The sequence below is a fragment of the Vibrio sp. ZF 223 genome (genome assembly GCF_003050585.1).
Lineage (GTDB): Bacteria > Pseudomonadota > Gammaproteobacteria > Enterobacterales > Vibrionaceae > Vibrio > Vibrio crassostreae.
In genome coordinates this window covers 464,553-484,749 of record NZ_PIGB01000002.1, presented here as the reverse complement: position 1 = coordinate 484,749, position 20,197 = coordinate 464,553, and the positions used below count along the sequence as shown (strand labels likewise).

Annotated in this window: 17 protein-coding genes; 1 reads left to right on the top strand and 16 read right to left on the bottom strand. The window is 44.6% G+C overall.

What is annotated here, in order from left to right; genetic code table 11:
- Positions 1 to 226 precede the first annotated feature (226 nt).
- From CWO13_RS06825 to CWO13_RS06790, 8 genes are all read right to left on the bottom strand, one after another.
- Complete coding sequence (locus tag CWO13_RS06825; RefSeq protein ID WP_102432399.1) at positions 227 to 1,798, bottom strand: BCCT family transporter; 1,572 nt, start codon at positions 1,796 to 1,798, stop codon at positions 227 to 229.
- A gap of 271 nt (positions 1,799 to 2,069) precedes the next feature.
- Positions 2,070 to 3,668 (bottom strand): BCCT family transporter, encoded by a 1,599-nt coding sequence (locus tag CWO13_RS06820; protein WP_102432398.1) that lies wholly within the window; start codon positions 3,666 to 3,668, stop codon positions 2,070 to 2,072.
- A gap of 169 nt (positions 3,669 to 3,837) precedes the next feature.
- Positions 3,838 to 4,476, bottom strand: a complete 639-nt coding sequence (locus tag CWO13_RS06815) for a response regulator transcription factor (protein ID WP_048659561.1) — start codon at positions 4,474 to 4,476, stop codon at positions 3,838 to 3,840.
- Positions 4,469 to 5,824 carry a cache domain-containing protein gene (locus CWO13_RS06810; protein WP_048664744.1) on the bottom strand — a complete coding sequence of 452 codons (1,356 nt, stop codon included), beginning with the start codon at positions 5,822 to 5,824 and terminating at the stop codon, positions 4,469 to 4,471. The genes CWO13_RS06815 and CWO13_RS06810 overlap by 8 nt, the downstream gene beginning before the upstream one ends.
- Positions 5,825 to 5,928: 104 nt before the next feature.
- On the bottom strand, positions 5,929 to 7,212 hold the full coding sequence (locus tag CWO13_RS06805) for a TRAP transporter large permease (protein WP_048664743.1): 1,284 nt from the start codon (positions 7,210 to 7,212) through the stop codon (positions 5,929 to 5,931).
- Positions 7,213 to 7,221: 9 nt separating this feature from the next.
- Complete coding sequence (locus CWO13_RS06800; protein WP_240699185.1) at positions 7,222 to 7,752, bottom strand: TRAP transporter small permease subunit; 531 nt, start codon at positions 7,750 to 7,752, stop codon at positions 7,222 to 7,224.
- Positions 7,753 to 7,961: 209 nt separating this feature from the next.
- Positions 7,962 to 9,056, bottom strand: a complete 1,095-nt coding sequence (locus CWO13_RS06795) for a TRAP transporter substrate-binding protein (RefSeq protein ID WP_102428058.1) — start codon at positions 9,054 to 9,056, stop codon at positions 7,962 to 7,964.
- Positions 9,057 to 9,577: 521 nt separating this feature from the next.
- Complete coding sequence (locus tag CWO13_RS06790; RefSeq protein ID WP_004740184.1) at positions 9,578 to 9,970, bottom strand: hypothetical protein; 393 nt, start codon at positions 9,968 to 9,970, stop codon at positions 9,578 to 9,580.
- Between the two features lie 220 nt (positions 9,971 to 10,190).
- Here CWO13_RS06790 and CWO13_RS06785 point away from each other — a divergent pair, with 220 nt between their 5' ends.
- Complete coding sequence (locus CWO13_RS06785; protein WP_108082664.1) at positions 10,191 to 10,991, top strand: DUF2982 domain-containing protein; 801 nt, start codon at positions 10,191 to 10,193, stop codon at positions 10,989 to 10,991.
- A 104-nt stretch (positions 10,992 to 11,095) separates the two neighbouring features.
- Here CWO13_RS06785 and CWO13_RS06780 read toward each other — a convergent pair whose 3' ends face one another.
- From CWO13_RS06780 to CWO13_RS06745, 8 genes are all read right to left on the bottom strand, one after another.
- The gene (locus CWO13_RS06780) at positions 11,096 to 11,749 is read right to left on the bottom strand and encodes an MBL fold metallo-hydrolase (RefSeq protein WP_102432395.1); all 654 of its coding nucleotides are present in this window, start codon (positions 11,747 to 11,749) and stop codon (positions 11,096 to 11,098) included.
- Positions 11,750 to 11,849: 100 nt separating this feature from the next.
- Entirely contained in the window at positions 11,850 to 12,398 is a 549-nt protein-coding gene (locus tag CWO13_RS06775) for a YcbK family protein (RefSeq protein WP_102432394.1), read from the bottom strand.
- Positions 12,399 to 12,595: 197 nt separating this feature from the next.
- A complete protein-coding gene (locus tag CWO13_RS06770; protein ID WP_102530454.1) occupies positions 12,596 to 14,134 on the bottom strand; it encodes a L,D-transpeptidase family protein in 1,539 nt (512 codons plus the stop codon).
- Between the two features lie 80 nt (positions 14,135 to 14,214).
- Entirely contained in the window at positions 14,215 to 15,303 is a 1,089-nt protein-coding gene (locus CWO13_RS06765; protein ID WP_107898973.1) for a DUF1513 domain-containing protein, read from the bottom strand.
- Positions 15,293 to 16,354 carry an imelysin family protein gene (locus CWO13_RS06760; protein WP_055319797.1) on the bottom strand — a complete coding sequence of 354 codons (1,062 nt, stop codon included), beginning with the start codon at positions 16,352 to 16,354 and terminating at the stop codon, positions 15,293 to 15,295. The genes CWO13_RS06765 and CWO13_RS06760 overlap by 11 nt, the downstream gene beginning before the upstream one ends.
- Positions 16,355 to 16,496: 142 nt before the next feature.
- Positions 16,497 to 17,885: a di-heme oxidoreductase family protein gene (locus CWO13_RS06755; RefSeq protein WP_102480658.1), complete on the bottom strand. Its 1,389-nt coding sequence runs from the start codon at positions 17,883 to 17,885 to the stop codon at positions 16,497 to 16,499.
- Between the two features lie 113 nt (positions 17,886 to 17,998).
- On the bottom strand, positions 17,999 to 19,258 hold the full coding sequence (locus CWO13_RS06750) for an imelysin family protein (RefSeq protein ID WP_102530457.1): 1,260 nt from the start codon (positions 19,256 to 19,258) through the stop codon (positions 17,999 to 18,001).
- A 176-nt stretch (positions 19,259 to 19,434) separates the two neighbouring features.
- Positions 19,435 to 20,031, bottom strand: coding sequence for a GTP cyclohydrolase II (locus CWO13_RS06745; protein ID WP_009848836.1), 597 nt, complete (start codon positions 20,029 to 20,031; stop codon positions 19,435 to 19,437).
- Between the last annotated feature and the right edge of the window lie 166 nt (positions 20,032 to 20,197).

The window sequence follows — 20,197 nt, the reverse complement described above, 5'->3', positions numbered from 1 at the left end:
TTAAGCAAACCATAAGCTTAAGTAATGTCAAATCCTTGGCTTGCCGCCAAATTTAAGGCGGTATTGTCTCTACGGTTATTAGATTTTTTATCGCACCAAACACGTTAAAATAGACAAAAAAACACGGTAAATTGAAACAAAAAAGGCAGAAGAGTTTCCTCTTCTGCCTTCATAGTATTTAACGTTCTACTGCGTATAAATTGCAGTAGATTTCAGCTTAAAAAGCCTAGCGTTTTTCTGTACGCATACCCATTAGCAAGCTCACACACATCAGTAAGAGAATGATGGTGAATGGCAATGCCGTCGAGATTGCACCCGCTTGTAGAGCTTGCACTGCTTCAGTACCACCAACCCACAATAGAGCCACAGCAATCGCACCTTCAAGGAACGCCCAGAACACACGTTGAGGCACAGGCGTATCAACTTTACCACCCGCGGTGATGCTGTCGATTACTAGAGAGCCTGAGTCAGACGATGTAATGAAGAATACTAGAACCAATACAACCGCAATGATTGAAAGCAGAGTACCGAACGGCAGTGCATCAAACATTTGGAACATTGCTAGTGATACATCCGTTAGGCCGTCTTGACCAAGAATACCAACGTTATTCACGATTTGGTCAATCGCCATGCCACCGAATACTGACATCCAAATGATAGTCACTGTAGTCGGTACAATCAGTACTGCTGTGATGAACTCACGAACGGTACGACCTTTAGAAACACGTGCGATAAACATACCTACGAATGGAGACCATGAGATCCACCAAGCCCAGTAGAATACAGTCCAACCGTGCATCCACGTTTCATCTTCACGACCGTGAGGGTTACTTAGCGGAATGATGTTTTCAATGTATGCCATCAATGTTGTTGGGATAGAACCTAAAGTCACCGCATAGCCGATTAGAGCCACTAAGATAAGCAGTAGGAAAGCAACCAACATGTTGATGTTACTGATAACTTTAACGCCACCATCAATACCACGAAGTACGGATACTACCGCCAATAAAGTTACCGCTGTAATCACAATAACTTGCAGCCCTAAGCCCGCTTCAATACCGAATACATGTTGAATACCACTTGCCGCTTGTTGTGCACCTAGGCCAAGTGATGTCGCCAAACCGAATAGGGTTGCAAGCACTGCAAGAATATCAACAATGTGACCTGCCCAGCCCCAAGCTCTATCGCCTAAGATTGGGTAAAAGATAGAACGAATTGAAAGAGGTAATCCCTTGTTGTAAGAGAAGAAAGCCAGTGACAATGCCACTACACCATAAATCGCCCAAGGGTGCAGTCCCCAGTGATACATGGTTGCACCTAGTGCTAGCTTAGCCGCTTCTGGTGTATTCGCTTCAACACCTAACGGAGTCTCATACAAACCGGTGTAATATGCTGCTGGCTCAGCCACACTCCAGAACATCAAGCCGATACCCATACCTGCGGCAAACAGCATCGATAGCCAAGACATAAAAGAATAATCTGCCGTCGCATCAACACCACCAAGGCGGATTTTGCCGTACGGAGAAACAATCAAACCTAAGCAGAAAATTACGAAAATATTACCCGACCAGATGAAAAGCCAATCAAACGAATTGATAATCTGGCCTTTAACGCCATCTAGTGCAGCCTTTGCCGAAGCGGTATCTGTAATAAGAACACCGATCAGGAACAAAGCGATAAGTCCCGCACTGATACCAAATACTGGGTTATGAACATCAAAACCCCATTTTTGGACGTTATCTTGACCAACAGTGTAATCCGTACTGTCGATACTGTATTTATCTATACCTTTAGTCATTATCCCTCTCTACGGAATACTCATAAGGTCTATTGACCTCGTATCCCTTACTTACCTGTGACTTAATTACAAACTCGAACATACAATCCAAGTAGTACAAGTTGTTGTCACAATAATTCAAATACTTGGATGTCTGAAGTTTAGCAGGTGAACTTATTGTTTTCAGTAAACCTGAATCAGTTCGATGGGTTTTCATCCAATATTCACGTAATTACTCAAATTGCTGGCGAAAAAAAGGCCGAACAAGTCGGCCGTTGTTTCAATAATACTTTTAACTCAAAGCATTTTGGTGCTTAACCAATTGATTTTCAGTTCGTAAACCAAGCAATAAGCTTAGGCACATAAGCAATAATATGAATGCAAATGGCAGCGCCATAGAGACCGTTCCAGCTTGTAGTGCTTGAATAGATTCCGTGCCACCAACCCACAGTAGAACCGCTGCAATTGCACCGCCCATCAACGCCCAAAATACACGTTGTGGTACTGGCGCATCGACTTTACCGCCCGAGGTGATGCTATCGATAACAAGCGAGCCAGAATCAGATGAGGTGATAAAGAACACCATGATCAAACCAATCGATACTACAGAAAGCACAGAGCTCATTGGCAGCGCATCGTAAGTATGGAAAAGAGAAAGTGTAATATCTTGCAGACCATTCACACCAATTTCCCCCACCTTGTTCGCCACTTGATCAATCGCGATACCACCGAAAATTGCCATCCAGATGATGATTACTGTCGTTGGAATGAACAATACAGCAACGATGAATTCACGAATCGTACGACCTTTAGAGATACGAGCGATGAACATACCTACGAATGGAGACCAAGACATCCACCACGCCCAGTAGAATACCGTCCAACCTTGCATCCACGTTTCATCATCACGGCCATGAGGATTACTTAAAGGAATGAAGTTTTCAATGTAGCCCATTAGAGCGGTTGGGATAGCTTTAATACCCGCCATGCCACCAGCGATGGTTACGAAGATAAGCAAGCCCAAAGCAACCAGCATGTTCACGTTACTTAGTACTTTTACGCCACCATTGATGCCACGAACAACGGACATTGTCGCTAAGAAAGTGACCACTGCGATAACAACCAGTTGCATGCCAATACCGCCATCGGTACCAAATACATGGTTAATACCACTTGTTGCTTGCTGAGCACCTAAGCCCAATGAAGTTGCAAGACCAAACAGTGTTGCAAGCACAGCAACGATATCAACAATATGACCAAACCAACCCCAAGTTCTATCACCTAAGATAGGGTAGAAAATAGAGCGGATTGATAAAGGTAAACCTTTATTGAAGGTGAAGAAAGCAAGTGCCAGAGCAACAACTGCATAGATAGCCCAGCCGTGTAAGCCCCAGTTATAAATGGTTGCGCCTAGCGCTAATTTAGCGGCTTCAGGTGAATATGCTTCGACACCTAATGGCGTTTCATACCAACCCGTGAAGTAAGCCACTGGCTCAGCCACACCCCAGAACATCAAACCAATACCCATTCCCGCGGCGAATAACATCGACATCCAAGATAGGTTGGAGTGCTCTGCTTTGGCATCATTGCCACCAATACGTATCTTGCCATACGGGGAGACAATGAGGGCAAGACAGAAAATAACAAAGATGTTGGCTGCCCACATGAAGAAACCATCGAAGTTACCGATGACTTTCCATTTGATTCCATCAAGCGCCGCTTTTGCGGTATCAGGATCTGCGACTAGAAGTGCCAGAAGGAAGACAATGATCGCTCCTGCACTGATTCCAAATACTGGGTTATGAACATCGAACCCCCATTTCTGAACGTTATCTTGTCCTACTGTATAATCGGTATTTTCAATACTATACCTATCTTTTACAGGCTCCATGCTTCCTCTCTAATTTGCAGCGCACTGTTTGCAACATTGCATTCGGCGCTTAAATTTCGAAAAGAAGAATATCAACCTGTCGCAAAAATACTAAAAAAACCTCCATAAAGGAGGCCTAAATTACACATTTAGTAATTAAATTACACATTTAATGTAATTTAGCGTAAGATCAGTCCACAAGCCCGGAGCTGACTGCGTATTTAGCGAGCTCTGCTGTAGAGTGAATATCTAGCTTATGCTTAATATTTTGTCTATGGGTTTCGACCGTTCGATAGCTGATATTCAGTGCCTTCGCGACCTCTTTACTGCTCTCCCCTTTCGCGACTAATTTCAATACCGCTTCTTCACGTCTGCTCAATGGATTCTTCACAGATTGCGTCGGAGTAATTGGCTGAGTAAACAAATTCTGCGTTACTTTTTCACAGAAATAGGTCGAGCCTTGATTGACGGTTTTGATTGCCTGCACCATTTTTTCAGCCGAAATCTCTTTCAACATATAGCCGACCGCACCCGACTGCATCACCTTCATGATGTATTCACGGTTGTTATGCATGGTCAGCATCAACACCTTGGCTTCAGGGTCTTCTTCTTTAATCAGGTGGGTCGCATCAATACCATTCATGATAGGCATGCTAATATCCATCAGCACCACATCAGGGCGCAGCGTTTTCACTGTCTCAACCGCTTCTAATCCATTACTGGCTGTGCCTATCACGCTAATATCAGGCTCGAGTTCTAATCTCGCCATAAAGCCATCCAGTACGACTTGGTGATCGTCAGCAATCACAACTCGAATAACTTCACTCATTCACTAATCCTTCTAGTGTCAGTAACACTGTAATTTCCGTTCCGAAACCAATCTCACTCATCAACTCAAAATCACCGCCGATGAACTCCACTCGCTCTCTCATGTTACGCAGTCCGATCCCTCGTTTCTCCATCGCTTTATAGGTATTGAAACCAACACCGTTATCTTGGATAAGCAGTTGCAACACGTTGCCAATTTGCTGAGCGATAACCGTTACCTTGGTCGCTTGCGCGTGTTTCTCTATGTTGTTCAATGACTCTTGCACCACTCGATACAAGGTCGTTGCGGCTTCTGATTTTAACTTACCCGGTTGAGTGCTAAATAAAGTTTCCACCTCAATACCGGAGTGCGCCTGAAAATCTAATAACAACGAAGACAATGCCGCTTCTAAGCCTATGTCATCCAGTGAACTTGGGCGAAGTTGATGTGAAATGTGCCTCACCTCTTCAATCGCTCGCATCAGTGAATGCTGTGACTTATTCAAATGTGCTTTGAGATCCTCACTCTGTAGCTTATTACCGAGTAGCTCTAAGTGACAACGACTCGACACTAATAATTGGTTAATACCATCATGTAACTCACGTGCTAGGTGTTTCTTCTCGTCTTCTTGGAACATCACCGTCTTATGCGCCAGTTCTTTGAGGTTGTTATCGGCAATACGATGTTCATGCATGTTGATGGCTAAGGTAAGCACGATAATAACCGCCACCGTCACACTCAAAATCACCACAATAGAAAAGAACGTGGTTTCAATATTCTTGTTTATCTCAGCCTGCATTGAAGCCACTTCTTGGTGCACATCTTCAATATACAAACCGGTGCCAATCATCCAATCCCAGCGTTCTAGCCATGCGGCGTAACTCAACTTAGACACCACCTCACCCGTCGATGGCTTTTGCCATAAATACTGGTGAAATCCTCCGCCCGTTTGTGCCTCTCTTAGCAGGGCTTCTATCAGAAAGTCGCCATCCTCGTCTTGCAGTTCAAGTAGGTTTTGACCAATCAATTCAGGCTGAATCGGATGAACTAAATTGGTTCCGTGGCGATCGTAGGCAAAGAAATACCCGTCCGACCCGTATCTAAGTTTAGACAATATGGCTCGAACTTCCGTTTTGGCTTGAGCTTCTTGGATGTCAGGGTCGTTGTAGATGTGCTCAATGGCATCGAATGCTAGGTCTACTGTGTCTTTGAGGGCGTTTTCACGTGACTTGATTAAGCTGTCTCTGAAGATTTCGACCTCTTTCGCGCCCAACGTTTTAGTTTGGTGTAACGAGATCCAACTAATACTCGCCGTTACCAGTAGCAACGGGAGCAGCGTCAGCAAAATCAGCTTGGCTTTTAGAGGCATTCCTTTTCCTCACAAAAAACGGCTTACTGAACATCAATAAGCCGTTTTATTTTAGCAATTTATCGTTAACCCTTGAAACATATCATTCACATTCTTGGCTTCACTCACATTCCATAGAAGGCTGGAAATGCGAGAAGTGATCCAAGTACGAGGATCTGAATCAGAATGAATGGCATCACACCTCGGTAGATATCCTTCGTAGTTACGCCTTTTGGTGCCACGCCTTTTAGGTAGAACAGGCTGAAACCAAACGGCGGTGTTAAGAATGAGGTTTGCAGGTTCATCGCAATCAGGATAGCAAACCATGTCATGTTAATGCCCATCAACTCAGCAACCGGCGCAATGATTGGCACGATGATGAAACAGATCTCTACGAAATCGATGAAGAAACCCAGAATCAAAATCACTAACATGGTGATGATCAGGAAGCCCCACTTCTCACCCGGAAGCTGTAGCATCCACTCTTCAACCAGATAATCACCACCGGTATAAGTGAACGCCATCGAGAACGCAGTCGCACCCAGCAAGATAGCAAATACCATCGCCGTTACTTTCACCGTCTCTTTCGATGCGTCATACACCATCGACCAACTAAACTGACCGTAAAGCAGTGCTAATACCATCGCACCCGCGCCACCTAATGCAGCAGACTCTGTTGGCGTAGCCACACCCGCAAAGATTGAACCCAGTACGACAATGATTAACGCAAGAGGCGGAAGAATCGCTTTAAGTGCATCCAACACCTCTTGCTTACGGCTGATTGAATCGTCTCGCTCAATCGGTTGAGCCGCTTCAGGGTGTAACTTGGCATATATCAAGATGTAGAGGATATAAGCACCAACTAACATCACGCCCGGCCAAATCGCCGCTTGGAACAAGTCACCTACTGGCACACCTAATACGTCACCTAATAAGATTAATACGATGGATGGTGGAATGATTTGCCCTAACGTACCAGACGCACAAATGGTGCCGCACGCTAAGCCTTTGTCATAATTGTACTTAAGCATTACTGGCAACGAGATAAGTCCCATTGCAACCACAGAAGCACCAACCACACCAGTAGAAGCCGCAAGCAGTGAGCCTACTAAGACGGTTGAAATCGCGATACCACCACGAACGCCACCAAACAGTCGTCCCATCGACTCAAGCAACTGCTCAGCAAGCTTGGTCTTTTGTAGAACAAGCCCCATGAAAACAAACAATGGAACGGCCATCAGCACCGTGTTTTCCATAATGGATTGAATTCGATATGGCATGAAGGCAAACATTTCAATGCCCTCAGCCCAAACACCAAAGATTAACGCGATACCACCAAAGGTGAACGCCACAGGGAAGCCAAGTAGAAGCGCAAACAAGGCTACGAAAAACATTACTATTCCAATCATGTTTAGCCTCTATTTGTTATTGGCATGGATAAGATGGGGATTAAAAATCTTGTTCAGTGAATGCAGGATCAAACCTACGCCACTGAGTGCCATTAAGAAGAATGACAGTGGGATCATGGCTTTGATGATCCAGCGATACGGCAGGCCACCGGGATCGCCTGAGGTTTCACCCAGTTCATAGCTCTCTTTGGCAACATCGATACCAAACCAAGCCACCAGCAAACAAAACGGCAGTAAGAAGATAAGTGTGCCTAGCAGGTCAATTATCGCTTGTGCTTTAAAGCTCAGTTGCTCGTAGAACACGTCAACTCGAACATGACCACCAGCCTTAATGGCATAAGGAACACCTAATAGGAAAACGGCTGAGAAGAGGTGCCATTCCATTTCTTGGAAAGCGATTGAGACATCATTGAAGGCATATCTCATGACAACGTCATACACAACGTTAGCGATAAGTAGAATAAACAACATACTGGAAAGCCATCCCAGTGCATCACCGATACGATTAAACACGCGTTCAATATAAATTAGACTTCGCATTCCCGACTCCATGGAATTTGAAAAGACATCTTGCAGTACAGCTAACCCAACTAAAAACGATTCAGTTTATAGCTAGCAATAGGCACGACGTAGAAAGGGTTCTTGAGCATTTAATTATTATGTTTTAAATGAACCCGCCACTTGCTCACTCTTAGCTGCCTAATATGGGAAGCTTTGGGTTCATTTAGATTCAGTTCAACAACTGTCGACTATTTCGCTTGGCTATTTAAGTAAGCTCTATGTGAAATATCCGTCCATGAACGAACTTGCTCTAGGTAGCTTGCTTGTGAAGCTTGAATATCTTTTGCTAACTCATCTTTCTCAGCATGTGCAGCAAGTAGGCGATCGTTCGCTTCTTTCAGTGCAGACATAACCTCTGGCGGGAAATCTTTCACTTGTACATCTGGGTATTCTGTCTTCATTGAAACCCAGTTCTTACCACTTTCGTGCGTTGCTTGTGTGTACATGTCGTAAGCCGCAGTACGCATTGCAACACGCAAGATTTCTTGTAGGTCTTCAGGCAGCTTGTTCCATGTGCGTTTGTTCACTAGGAATTGAAGCTCTGAACCCGGCTCATGCCAACCTGTGTAGTAGTAAGGCGCGATTTTGTGGAAACCCATACGTAAATCCAGTGATGGACCTACCCACTCTAGTGCATCAATCGTTCGGCGCTCTAGAGACGTGTATAGCTCACCTGGGGCAATGTTGGTCGGCTTAGCGCCTAGCTCTGCAAGAATCTCGCCTGCAAATCCTGGGATTCGCATTTTCAGACCTTGTAGATCTTCCACGCTGTTGATCTCTTTTTGAAACCAACCGCCCATCTGGATATCCGTGTTACCACCTGGGAACGACATCAAGTTGTGTGGAGAGTAAACCTGCTCCATCAACTCCATACCACCACCGTGATAGAACCACGCGTATTGTTCTGCTGGCGTCATACCGAAAGGCATAGAAGTGAAGTAAAGAGTGTTTGGAACTTTACCTTTCCAGTAGTAAGAGCCTGAGTGACCCATGTCGTATTGACCAGACTTAACCATGTCAAAAACGCCAAGAGGGGCTTTGTGTTTGTTTGCTGAATCGATTCTGATTTGCAGTCGACCATTCGACATCTTCTCAGCCATCGCCGCCATGTTCTTCGTAGCATCACCGAAAACTGGGAAGTTTGGTCCCCACGTTTCTGCAAGCTTTAAACGGTAAACCTTATCAGCGGCTGTAGCACCAGTAGCGACCAAAGCTAAACAAGCCGCAGCGGTTACTGCAACGTTTTTAAAAACTCGTGTGAGGGAGTTAGAAATGAGACTCATGTTCACGTCCTTTGTTGGGTTAACACTCTTTCTATGAGCATTTTTTATGATTCAACATAAGAGTGCACCGTGATGAGGCAACAAGATATCAGGGAGAGCACGCACGCATGGCGTGAGCAAAGTTACGTATTAGACCAAAGGATTAAGTAGAACTACGTAGGAGATGATTGAATAGTGTCGATTTTAAAGGAGTTTGGATATTCACCAAGGGAATGCGTATTGATAAATACCTAAGTAGTTATAATGAACCGCGATTAACAATTGATTCCCATTTCGTGATGAAGCTCTATCCATTGCTGCATTTTAGGGAAAGTCACCCGCGCTTTTTAGTAAGGCGCCCTACTTTAGGGCTTGCTGATGAGAAGCAAAGCTAGAAGTTAAAGTGAACAAGTTAAACGGTAGATTGGAATGGGAATAACCAGTAAATGAGAATAAGCGATAAATGAAGTTTATGACAGATACAAAAAAGCCTCGATAATCGAGGCTTAAAAACTTAACGAAGCGAATATAATCCCGCGGGATTAGATAGCTTTGTAGATAACCTTGTTACCTGCAAGTTGCTCTTTCGCTACTAGGTTTTCTTCAAGAAGTTTTTTCAATGCGCCTGTTGCCCATGAAGCTGCTTTCGCGTCTTCTTGACCAGCTGCTAGGCCGATACCTTTAGGGTTAATGCCTTCAGCATTGCTAACAACGATGTCTAGAACTTGTTGTTGCTTAGGAGTCAGTGCTACTGCAACTTCTTTAGTTGCTGCTACTGTTTTCTCTACCGCTGGTTTTGCTGCTACAGTTTTTTCTGCTACAACTTTCTCTGCGACAGGCTTCGCTTTTTTCGGCGTTGCCACTGCTTTAACTACAGCCGCTTTAGTGCGTTTCTGCAGTTTAGCCTGCACCTTACGCTTATGAGCAAGTCTCATTGAATATTTCTCCAGTTCACTGCTCTTTTCGCAGTGGTGAAAATTTGAAGCGCGATTTATACCAAAAAACAGGAGCTATTTGTAGAGTGAAGCGTCGAAAGTCGACGAAAAATACCGATATTGTCTACTAGCGTCTATTATTTAAACATCGACTTATCAATTCAGGGTCATATACACTGGTTATCCATCCAGACAAAAATATGAAAACTTGGTGTTGCCTATGGACACTCGTCACCTAACAAATTTCTCTTTGCCCTCGTTCACACGTTCGTACCGTATTCTCGCCGTTATTTTAGGCTTCGTTTGCTTGATCATTGCACTCTACAGCGACAATCCAAAGTTACTGATCGTGGGTGCATTTTGCATTATTGCCCTACTAGGAACTGGCTATTATTTAATGTTGCGCAGCAGAGTGATGTTCACCCTCACACCGACTCATTTTCAACAACATTTTTATAAAGGGGGCTGGGTCTTAAAGTGGAACAACATCCAAAAAATTGGCCTTTGCACCTATGAACAAGATGGTTGGCACCAACCTCTGCCTTGGATTGGTATCAAGGTTAAAGATTACTCGCCCTACCTCGATTCGATCTGCCCCAAAATCACCTGTGAGTTATTGCTGAGCCAACGAGCACTTTTGTATCTAGGTGCTAAACAAGCGGGAAAAGAGTCAAACTTTGAAGATATGGTTTTAGACTCATCGCACTACCACACTCGTTGTACCGAAAACGGGTGTGTTGAATTGAGCCAATATAAAGAATCAAAGAGTAATGACGAGGTGCATTTCAACGCTCAACAAGCACAAATGGATACGGATTCACACGATGAAGCAAATAATCAAAATGCGATAATCAAAGACTATTCAGGGTTACAGGCGATGCTCGCCAACAGGATGAAGTACCAAAGAGGCTTCCACGGTTATGACATTTTCATATCAACCCATGATTTGAATATTAGTGGAGAAGAGTTTGTTGGCCTGGCTCGACGCTACTTAGCCGCTGCCGAGCGCCTCTCTGATTAAAATCAAACCGGTTCATAAATAAACTCGCACCCAATAAAAAAAGCTTAGCTTTCATAACAAAAGCTAAGCTTCATTTTCAATCGTTCTTTTACTAGGTCAGAGGCTTAGTAGAGTGGCATTTCATCTGCGACGAACGGGTTTGATGCACGCTCACGACCGAATGTCGATTCAGGGCCATGACCCGGAACGAATGTTACGTCACTGCCTAGCGGCCAAAGCTTAGTCTTGATTGAAGCGATAAGTGTATTGAAATCACCTTGTGGGAAATCAGTACGGCCAATTGCACCGTTAAACAACACGTCACCTACAAATGCTATACGTGCTTGCTCACTGAACAGTACAACGTGACCTGGCGTGTGGCCCGGCGTGTGAATCACATCGATAACTTGGTTACCAAAAGTCACTTTGTCGCCCTCTTCTAACCAAGTGTTTGGTTCAAAGGCTTTACACAGTGGGAAACCAAACATTTGGCTTTGATTCTCTAGGCCTTGCAACCAGAAATTATCAGCCTTATGTGGGCCAACAATTTCAACGTTCAACATCTCTGAAAGTGGCACCGTACCACCAACATGATCTAAGTGACCATGAGTCAGCACCAAGTTCACCACCTTCACACCCAGCTCTTCAATGATCGCAGCTAGCTGTTGGATGTCGCCACCTGGATCAACAACGATGCCTTCCATGGTTTCATCACACCACACAATCGAGCAGTTTTGAGCGAAAGAGGTAACAGGTACAACTTGATACTTAAGAGACATATACAAACCTTAGAGGGCAAACTGAAATTTGGGCAAACTATGACATTGGATGTCTACTTTGACAAGTGCCTACCGCTTCAGTTCACCACAGAGCCTAGAGCTACCAGCTTCGTACTGGACCAGTATCAATATGGATAAAGTTGCTACGCGCATAATAACCCACACCACCTGCGTTCAGGCTTTTAGCTACGTCTCTCAGCTCTTTCAGATCAACACCATCAATACGGAAGTCGATTGCTTTACCTAACATATGGTAACTCTTTTTAGCCACACCACTCGACTTAGAACGAAGTGCTTCATTGGTCGCTGGAGAACGGTAACCAGAGATGATCTGAACTTCTTTTTGAATACCCAACACGTTTTGAATCTGAGTGATCTGATCAAACAGGTTCTTGTCCATTGGGTGAATTTCATTACGACGGAAATCGCGACATAGTTTGCTAAGGCGTGCCATTTCGTCACCGACATAGTTAGTGCCATCGAAATAACAAGTCTCTAAACGTTCACCAGTGTGAAGATTGTTCATGCTAATCGTTCTTGGTTGATCAGGGTATGAAGCAAAAGCGATAGAAGGAGTAAGAGAGGCGACAACAGCAGTACCACCAGCGTAAGTCAGAAACTGACGGCGTGAAAATAAACTTTGAGACATACAGCAAAAAACCAATTAGATCGAACGAAAAATGCACGATACATAATGGTATTTGCTGCGTCAACGTACAAAAACCGCGCAAAACGTTAGTATTTGTAACCTTTGTACGGTTAGTTATTGATACTCATTATAATTTTATCAATATAAGCTTGGTTGTCATTTTTTGGTCAAGATCACCTTAGTTGAACTCATTTCAATCAACCACCCTCTTTATCATATTGGTAGATATCACCGCGGTACTGTATGCCGCCCTCTTCAAACAACACGGTTTGATAGATGATATGCACTGGAATCCGCTTCTTGAGGCGAACCTTAGTATTCGGAGCGAGGTCAGCATTTTGGTTCGGGACTTTCCTTACCTTAGTGGCAAACAATAACTCAGCCAGTTCTTCTGCGTGTTCAACACGTATGCAACCTGAGCTATAAGCACGGAAGTCGTCATTAAACAGGCCTTTACTTGGTGTATCGTGCAGGTAAATGGCTCGCTTATTAGGTGTGTTGAACTTATACAAACCTAATGCATTTCGCGAGCCAGCCTGCTGACGCATCCGATATGGAAACGAATTGAAGTTGATTGTCTGCCAATCGATCTCTGTGGTGTCGACCGTTTCCATTGAACGCCAACCGTCAATCACTTGGAAGTTGTTCGTTTCAAGGTAGCTTTCGTCCGCTTTTACTTTAGGCAGTATGTCTTTGACCATGATTTTCCATGGCACATTCCAAGTCGGGTTTAGAATGACAGAATCTAGGTTTATCTCTAAAAGCGGTGTTTTTCGCGATTTTCTTCCCACGACGACTTTAGACTCAAACACCTCTTCGCCATCTTCCCAGTACTTCATGTCAAAACTCGGCACGTTAACGACGATAAGAGAGTCTCTGTCTCTTGGCCACAAACGAACACGTTCAGCATTCAGAGCCAATGAGGTTAATCGATCATCAAAGCCCATGTTGATCCACTTTATCGTGTCAGGGCCGATGATCCCATCGTCTGTAAGACCGTGCATACGCTGGAAGGACTTAATCGCCGTTTGCAGATCTCGATCGAACTTAGGGAAATCGACCGCGATCATCGAAGTATCAACACCGACCAAGGCAATACGTTCAACAAGAATGGCTTTATCTGAAAGCTGGTCGCCCAAGCGTTTCAAGCCTTTCTGTCTGTACCGATCAATCTTGAGCTCGGACGCGGTTTCTAATACTGAATAAGTCGCCTTGAATTGGTCGAAATCCCCCACTGGCGGTGCGTAAGACAACACCATCTCCAATAAGTAATCATTGGCGACACTGCTTTTCAGTCTCATCAGAATATGGGGCGAAGGCGCTGGTAATTTGGAATGTAGCTTACCCGAAAAGTACCACTCCTTACCGGCAAGTGGCGCATTTTCAACGTAGCTTAGGTAGTAGATAAAGGTATCGGTAAGTAATATGTCCAACTCTTGCCATTGAGCGTAGGATTGATAGTGACGGATTTGCTTAAGTTGTCGTTCAAAGAGCGGTGCCATTTGAGCTTGTTCGAGAAGCGACAATTGAAATTCAAACGCTTTAACCAGTTCTGGCGAATCCCAAAGGATAGGAAGAGAAGTGTCTTGATAAATACTCTGGGTAAGCTCTGGATAAATCAGCATAAAAGAGAGCTCTGAATCAGCCGGAATGAAACGGCTCTCGTCAGAACTCGTATAGCTCCATGCGTGCACAGAAACTAACACCAATAATCCACAGAAGTATTTCGCTAACATGCTTAACTCCATCCCCATAATCTAATAAGTATGGCAAAGAAATTGGAGTAAGCATGTTAATTTTTAAGGTGCTATATGCATCAAATTGACGACCAGTGGTTATCCCACTGAACCGTAGATTGCTGGGTCGATTTCTCATGAGGCTTTCGCTGGCTAACCACACTCCCCGCCCCAGAGCTGAGTCGAAACTCTCCATCAAGTAACACGGCACCAGAGGCATCAGATAGCGCAGAAAGTTCGACTAACTCTTTACTCTCTTTGGACCAAATACCGTAGCAGTTGCCTCTTGGCGAAGTCGCAATAATCCAATCATCTGACGCCGCAATACTGGCGATATAGTGATTGAACCTTGCCCATTGCTCTGGCTCTGCGTTCAGTGATTCAAACTGCCCGCCTTTAGTATGCATCGCCAATAGCGAAGGATACTCATCTGGTTCACCACGATATTGCTGGCCACAAAGCACGGTTTCAGCACCATCATGGGCTAAGTGTCGAATGCTCAGCTTCTTATCCAACAATTCAACCTGATCAAGCAGCGCACCTTCAGGAGAAATATAACTCAAGCTCGGCTGCATCGAATCTAGGTTTTTCGGTGTTCTACCATCAGTATGAACGCCACCAACGCCGATCGCGAGATTACCATCCGGCATGATGATCACTTCATGAGGCCCAATACCAAAACCGCTGAACTCTTCGACCTTACGATAGCCTTGCGCGACATCGTAAACGCCAATCACACCTTGGCTGCTGTCCGTTTTCCCTTCAGTGGCATACAGTAACTTACCATCTAATGAGTAAACGCCATGACCATAGAAGTGACGGTTCTTACCTTTCACGACCATTTTGATCTGCTGACCGTTTTTATAGTCAAACACCATAAAATAGTCACCAGGACGACGAGCAAAAACCACCGCATGTGATGAGGTTGGGCAAATCGCGACGCCATGACCACGATCTGGAATCGGCAGTTGACTCAATGGCATTCCATATTCGTCAGCCACAACCGCTGAATATTGACCTCGCCCATTCAGCGCACATCCTATCAGCTGAGGATCATTAGATGAGCTCACAGCACCAGAACGACTAGCGCAGCCAAACGGAAGCAATGGAACAGCTGCACAACCCAGTGCAGCCTTGAGTAGCGTTCTTCGCGTAGTATCAGTCACCATCGGTAGCATTAAATCCTATTACCACGCCAAGCTCTATCGCCACTTCTTCATGAATCAGGTACTTCAAACGTTCTAGTTTGTTGTATTGAGTCAGCACATCTCGGTAGCCCTCTTTACTCTGCAATAACTCAAACAAGCTTGAGTCTGTAGGCCAAGTATCTAGCGTCAATGTGAACTGGTCAGCAACACGGTCAGCAAGGTCGTTTAAGCCCTTCTCTCTCAACAAGCCGTCTAGGCCATTGCCATCGGCAAGGTACAAATTCTGAAGTGCTGCTACATTGGCTTTTAGTTGAGTCATCGAGGTTTGTGCACGCCATGATTCTGAGAAGTAAGGACGCGGATGACCAATTTTCGCCATCGGGCGACTCAGCTTTTTCATGCTGTAATCAAGCTGGTTAGTCAATAGAGCGATGTATTCAGATTCCCAACGCATCTCGTCTAGCGCTAGCCACGGGTTAACCTGCCAAGCTTCAGCAATAGAGGCCGATTTCATTGCCAAGTTTTGTGCGATAGCTGGTGAAGATAGACAGCCTGAAGCTTTGTCTTGAAGCAGTGGAGATTGCTCGTCGTACAGAGACCACTCCAAGGCGCCAAGCCCCTGAACGGTCACACTTTGCTGTGCAATTTCGTCTTGTGACCAAGCTTTATCTTGCTGAGTCAGCTGACGCATCTTTAGACCTGTGGTGTTCTTTTTGTCTGGCCAAAACTGAACATTCCAGCTCTCTTCCAGTGCCGCTGTTGGGCCTCTTTCTTGACCTTGTAGTGCCATCCAACTGTTCATTGTAAGCTGCCACTGAGCTTTCAACGTATCAAGCTCAACACTATTGGTTTGGCAGTAACCCTGCATCAAGACTTCTAGTTCACTGGCTTGCTTGGCAAATAGAACTGCAGAATCAAACTCTTGTTGATAGACACTGCGACTAATATGACTTGCCGTGTCGGCTTGATAGGACACACCGTTAACCTCAGATGAAGCAGTCTGCTCACCCGATGATTGACAGCCTGCCATGATTAATACCGACAAAGGCATTAACAAAAATTTATGTGTCATGCTGTTACCTTACTTCCTAATTTTTCTTTTAATTATATGAGTTCACTAAATATGAAACGACCGCTGAGCTCGTATTCCTACAAGTTCAGCGGTTGTGTTCTTTAGGTTAGCTGAGTAGTTAAAACGCTAAATCTCAGTCCGACTACAGCGAGTTCAAAAACGCCAGCAGTGCTTCACGCTCAGTCGCATTCAAAGACAGTACGTTTTGTTTTGCCATTTCTGCTTCACCGCCATGCCAAAGTACCGCCTCCATAACGTTTCTTGCACGACCATCATGAAGCAGGAACGTATGACCATTCACTTCTTTGGTATAACCTAACCCCCACAATGGCGTGGTGCGCCACTCTTGACCGTTAGCCAGATACTCTGGGCGATTATCCGCTAGGCCTTCACCCATATCATGCAGCAGCATATCGGTGTATGGGCTAATTAACTGATTAGATAATGCTGGCAGACCTTCTCGCTCTGCCGTGCGGAACTCAGCTTGATGACAGCTTTGACAGCCAACGTCTTTGAACAGTTTTTTACCTTGCACGACAGCAGGGTTATCAACGTCACGACGAATAGGTACTGCTAAGTGCTGCGAATAGAACTCAACAAAATCTAGGATGTTGTCGCTGACTTCTGGCTCACCGCCATTTGGGAAATCATCACAAGTCGATTGTGCAGATGTGCAGTTTTCGTTCGGGAATAAGCTGCTTGTTAGGCCTAAGTCACCATTAAATGCCGCTGCATTTTGCTGCATTAGATTTGGCTGTCCGGCTTTCCAACCGAAACGACCCAGTGCTATTTCGTTTGTGCGAACATCAAGAACGTAATTGGCTTTACCCGATACGCCTTGGTTATCCGCTGCTTGTTGCTTAGCGAAACCAAGAATCGTCTCTTGAGGAATACTCTCGAGCAGACCCAAACCGATCATTGGCGGAGCAACACGAGCTGAGAATTCAGTTTTAGGGTGCATCTCACCGAACGCAAGCTCAGTAATTTTTAAAGTGGGTTTACGCAGAGTAACAACCGTGCCGTCTTTAAATTCAACAGGAACATCGGTATAACTGATGTTCACTTTCCCCTCAGGTTTAACACCTTGAAGTGCGAAATCTTGTAGCTGGCCACCGTAAGTCGGTTCTGGGATGCCACCATCGCGAATAAAGGCTTGTCTTTGCTCTGGCGTTTCAGCCGGAATGCTCAAGCGAACCAACATGGATACCGCGTTCTCATCGCCCTTTTCTGGCGCGTGACCACGACCATCTTTGATGTGGCAGTTTTGGCAGCCGTTGGTGTTAAATAGTGGTCCTAATCCATCACGAGCATCAGTTGATGACGGTGCGGGAACCCAAGGGTTTCTAAAGAAACTGTTGCCTACGCTGAAATCTAAGCGTTTACTCATTGGTAGGTTGGCTGCGGGAAGGGAAAAAGCGTTCGCCCCCTCTTTCTTAACGGTCGTTTTGCCGCCAGAGTAAGTTTCATGGGCATGTAATGGCGATAAGACAAACAGTGCGGTTAATAGTGAGGCTGATAGATACGACTTCATACATTGCCTTGCTGTGTTTTTTGGTTTTAGTTTTTATGTGGGTGTGGCTTTCTTGAGGATCAAACAATTAAGGGCTCAATGAGAGCCCTTATATTTATTTTTGGCTCAGGTTCTTAGAACTCGTGATCCGCTGTGTCTGGGTTCAGGCTATCAATGCCAATCACACCCGCAGCACGCTCAATTGCAGCTGTTTGCGACACTAGCGCAACAATCGTTTTGTTTACTAGTGCATTACCTGCAGCGTTGTCAGCAGCGATTAGCTGATCGAAGTGCTGGTTGTTTTTCTCAGCAGACATTACCAGTTGGCCTACTTGTGCACGTGCTAGGTCAAACTGCTTTTGAATCTCTTTCGCAGCTTGCTCGTCTTTTTGCTCAACTAGGTCAAACAGGCTTGGACCTGAAAGCAGAGTGCCGTCTTCACGCTTATATAGACCCGTGTAAACGTTGTAGATGCCTTGCTCGTTGTAGTAGTGAGAGTTGTGCGTGTTATCAGAGAAACAATCGTGCTCGTCTTCAGTAGAGTTTGCTTCTAGTGCAACCTTCATACGCTCACCCGCTAGTTCACCTAGAGACAGTGAACCCATGCCGAATAGCATTTTACGTAGGCCATTTTCGCTAGATTCAGAAAGCAGTTCTTGACGGTAGTTACCTTTCTCACCTTCAGCCCACTGCTTTTCCATCCACTCTAGGTCTTGGATAAGCAGCTCAGCAGATGCTTTTAGGTATGCGCCACGACGGTCACAGTTACCGTTAGTACACTCAGCACCAACAACGAAATCAGTGTAAGCACGCTCACCTGCGCCGCTGTTTGTACCGTTTAAATCTTGGCCCCAAAGTAGGAATTCAATTGCGTGGTAGCCAGACGCTACGTTCGCTTCAGAACCGCCGATCTCGTTCAAGTCTGCGATTAGCTCTGGAGTAATGTTAGTTGCATCAACCGTAGTCTGACCAATTTGGAAAGTCTTATTAGCCACGATGTTTGCGCTAGCGCCTTCGTTACCAAGCTCATATTGGTAATCAGAAGATACGTAGTCAATCAGACCTTCATCTAGTGGCCATGCATTCAGTTGGCCTTCCCAATCATCAACAACAACGTTGCCGAAGCGGAATACTTCTGACTGTTGGTATGGTACGCGAGACTCAAGCCAAGCTTGTTTTACTTGTTCGAAGTTGCTAGCAGAAGGAGAAGCTAAAAAGGTATCAATAGAAGAGTTCAACGCTTTTGCTGTAATTACTGAATCGGCAAACACGGCATGAGCAATATCTGCATAGTGTTCTACAACTTGATCTTGAGTTACTGCTGCAAAAGAAGAAGCAGAGGCAAAAATGAGTGACGAAGTTACTGCTTTTGTCACTAAAGATTTAATGGTCATGAAGCATCCTTGTTGAGCTTTAAATTATTATTCGTAGTAATAGTGCAAACCATTATCATTTGCACTACGGATTGGAATAATACAAACTTACAATTTTATTGCAAGATAAATACAAAAAAACCTCACATATGTGAGGTCTTTAAACATTTTTATGTTAAGCGCAACAAGTAAGCGAATCAGATATCCAGGTTATGCTTACCGTGTGAGACTTTCGCCTTCAGGTAGCTCTCATTACCCGATTTGATATGAGCAGAGGTATTCACCACTTCTTCAATCTCAATACCAAAGGATTTAAGTTCATTGATTTTCTTAGGGTTGTTGGTCACCAAACGGATTTTTGTGGTACCTAAAGCGCGTAACATTTCTGCTGCTTCAGTAAAATCACGTAAGTCATCACCAAAGCCTAGGTGGTTATTGGCTTCGTAAGTGTTCATACCTTCGCTTTGCAGGCGGTATGCATCGATTTTGTTATATAAACCAATACCACGACCTTCTTGGCGTAAGTAAAGAATCACTCCACCCGTCTCACCCATAATTCTAATGGTTTCGTCTAGCTGCTCGCCACAGTCACAGCGAGATGAATGGAAAACATCACCAGTCAAGCACTCAGAGTGCATACGAACAAGAGGTATATCTTGTGTCTTATCTGCTGATTTAAATATCACAGCAACATGCTCTTTGTCTGTTTTCAATCCATGAAAAGACAGAAGTTCAGCATCAATACTGCTTGTTACCCCTACTTTGAAATCTATTCTGGCACGCACTTCCGCCATAACTATACTCACTTGAAAATTCGATGTATTTAACAACACTACATTATATGTCTAGGCAATATTTTGTAGCTAACTATCTAATGATAGACACTATGAGGCTGTTAACAATTTTTTTCAAGGTCGACCATGCTCAAATTGTTATATTATAACAATAATTTTTCAGGTA

Coding starts and splice junctions, on each gene's coding strand:
- CWO13_RS06825 (WP_102432399.1), bottom strand. CDS start 1,798: ATGACTAAAGGTATAGATAAATACAGTATCGACAGTACGGATTACACT.
- CWO13_RS06820 (WP_102432398.1), bottom strand. CDS start 3,668: ATGGAGCCTGTAAAAGATAGGTATAGTATTGAAAATACCGATTATACA.
- CWO13_RS06815 (WP_048659561.1), bottom strand. CDS start 4,476: ATGAGTGAAGTTATTCGAGTTGTGATTGCTGACGATCACCAAGTCGTA.
- CWO13_RS06810 (WP_048664744.1), bottom strand. CDS start 5,824: ATGCCTCTAAAAGCCAAGCTGATTTTGCTGACGCTGCTCCCGTTGCTA.
- CWO13_RS06805 (WP_048664743.1), bottom strand. CDS start 7,212: ATGATTGGAATAGTAATGTTTTTCGTAGCCTTGTTTGCGCTTCTACTT.
- CWO13_RS06800 (WP_240699185.1), bottom strand. CDS start 7,752: ATGCGAAGTCTAATTTATATTGAACGCGTGTTTAATCGTATCGGTGAT.
- CWO13_RS06795 (WP_102428058.1), bottom strand. CDS start 9,056: ATGAGTCTCATTTCTAACTCCCTCACACGAGTTTTTAAAAACGTTGCA.
- CWO13_RS06790 (WP_004740184.1), bottom strand. CDS start 9,970: ATGAGACTTGCTCATAAGCGTAAGGTGCAGGCTAAACTGCAGAAACGC.
- CWO13_RS06785 (WP_108082664.1), top strand. CDS start 10,191: ATGGACACTCGTCACCTAACAAATTTCTCTTTGCCCTCGTTCACACGT.
- CWO13_RS06780 (WP_102432395.1), bottom strand. CDS start 11,749: ATGTCTCTTAAGTATCAAGTTGTACCTGTTACCTCTTTCGCTCAAAAC.
- CWO13_RS06775 (WP_102432394.1), bottom strand. CDS start 12,398: ATGTCTCAAAGTTTATTTTCACGCCGTCAGTTTCTGACTTACGCTGGT.
- CWO13_RS06770 (WP_102530454.1), bottom strand. CDS start 14,134: ATGTTAGCGAAATACTTCTGTGGATTATTGGTGTTAGTTTCTGTGCAC.
- CWO13_RS06765 (WP_107898973.1), bottom strand. CDS start 15,303: ATGGTGACTGATACTACGCGAAGAACGCTACTCAAGGCTGCACTGGGT.
- CWO13_RS06760 (WP_055319797.1), bottom strand. CDS start 16,354: ATGACACATAAATTTTTGTTAATGCCTTTGTCGGTATTAATCATGGCA.
- CWO13_RS06755 (WP_102480658.1), bottom strand. CDS start 17,885: ATGAAGTCGTATCTATCAGCCTCACTATTAACCGCACTGTTTGTCTTA.
- CWO13_RS06750 (WP_102530457.1), bottom strand. CDS start 19,258: ATGACCATTAAATCTTTAGTGACAAAAGCAGTAACTTCGTCACTCATT.
- CWO13_RS06745 (WP_009848836.1), bottom strand. CDS start 20,031: ATGGCGGAAGTGCGTGCCAGAATAGATTTCAAAGTAGGGGTAACAAGC.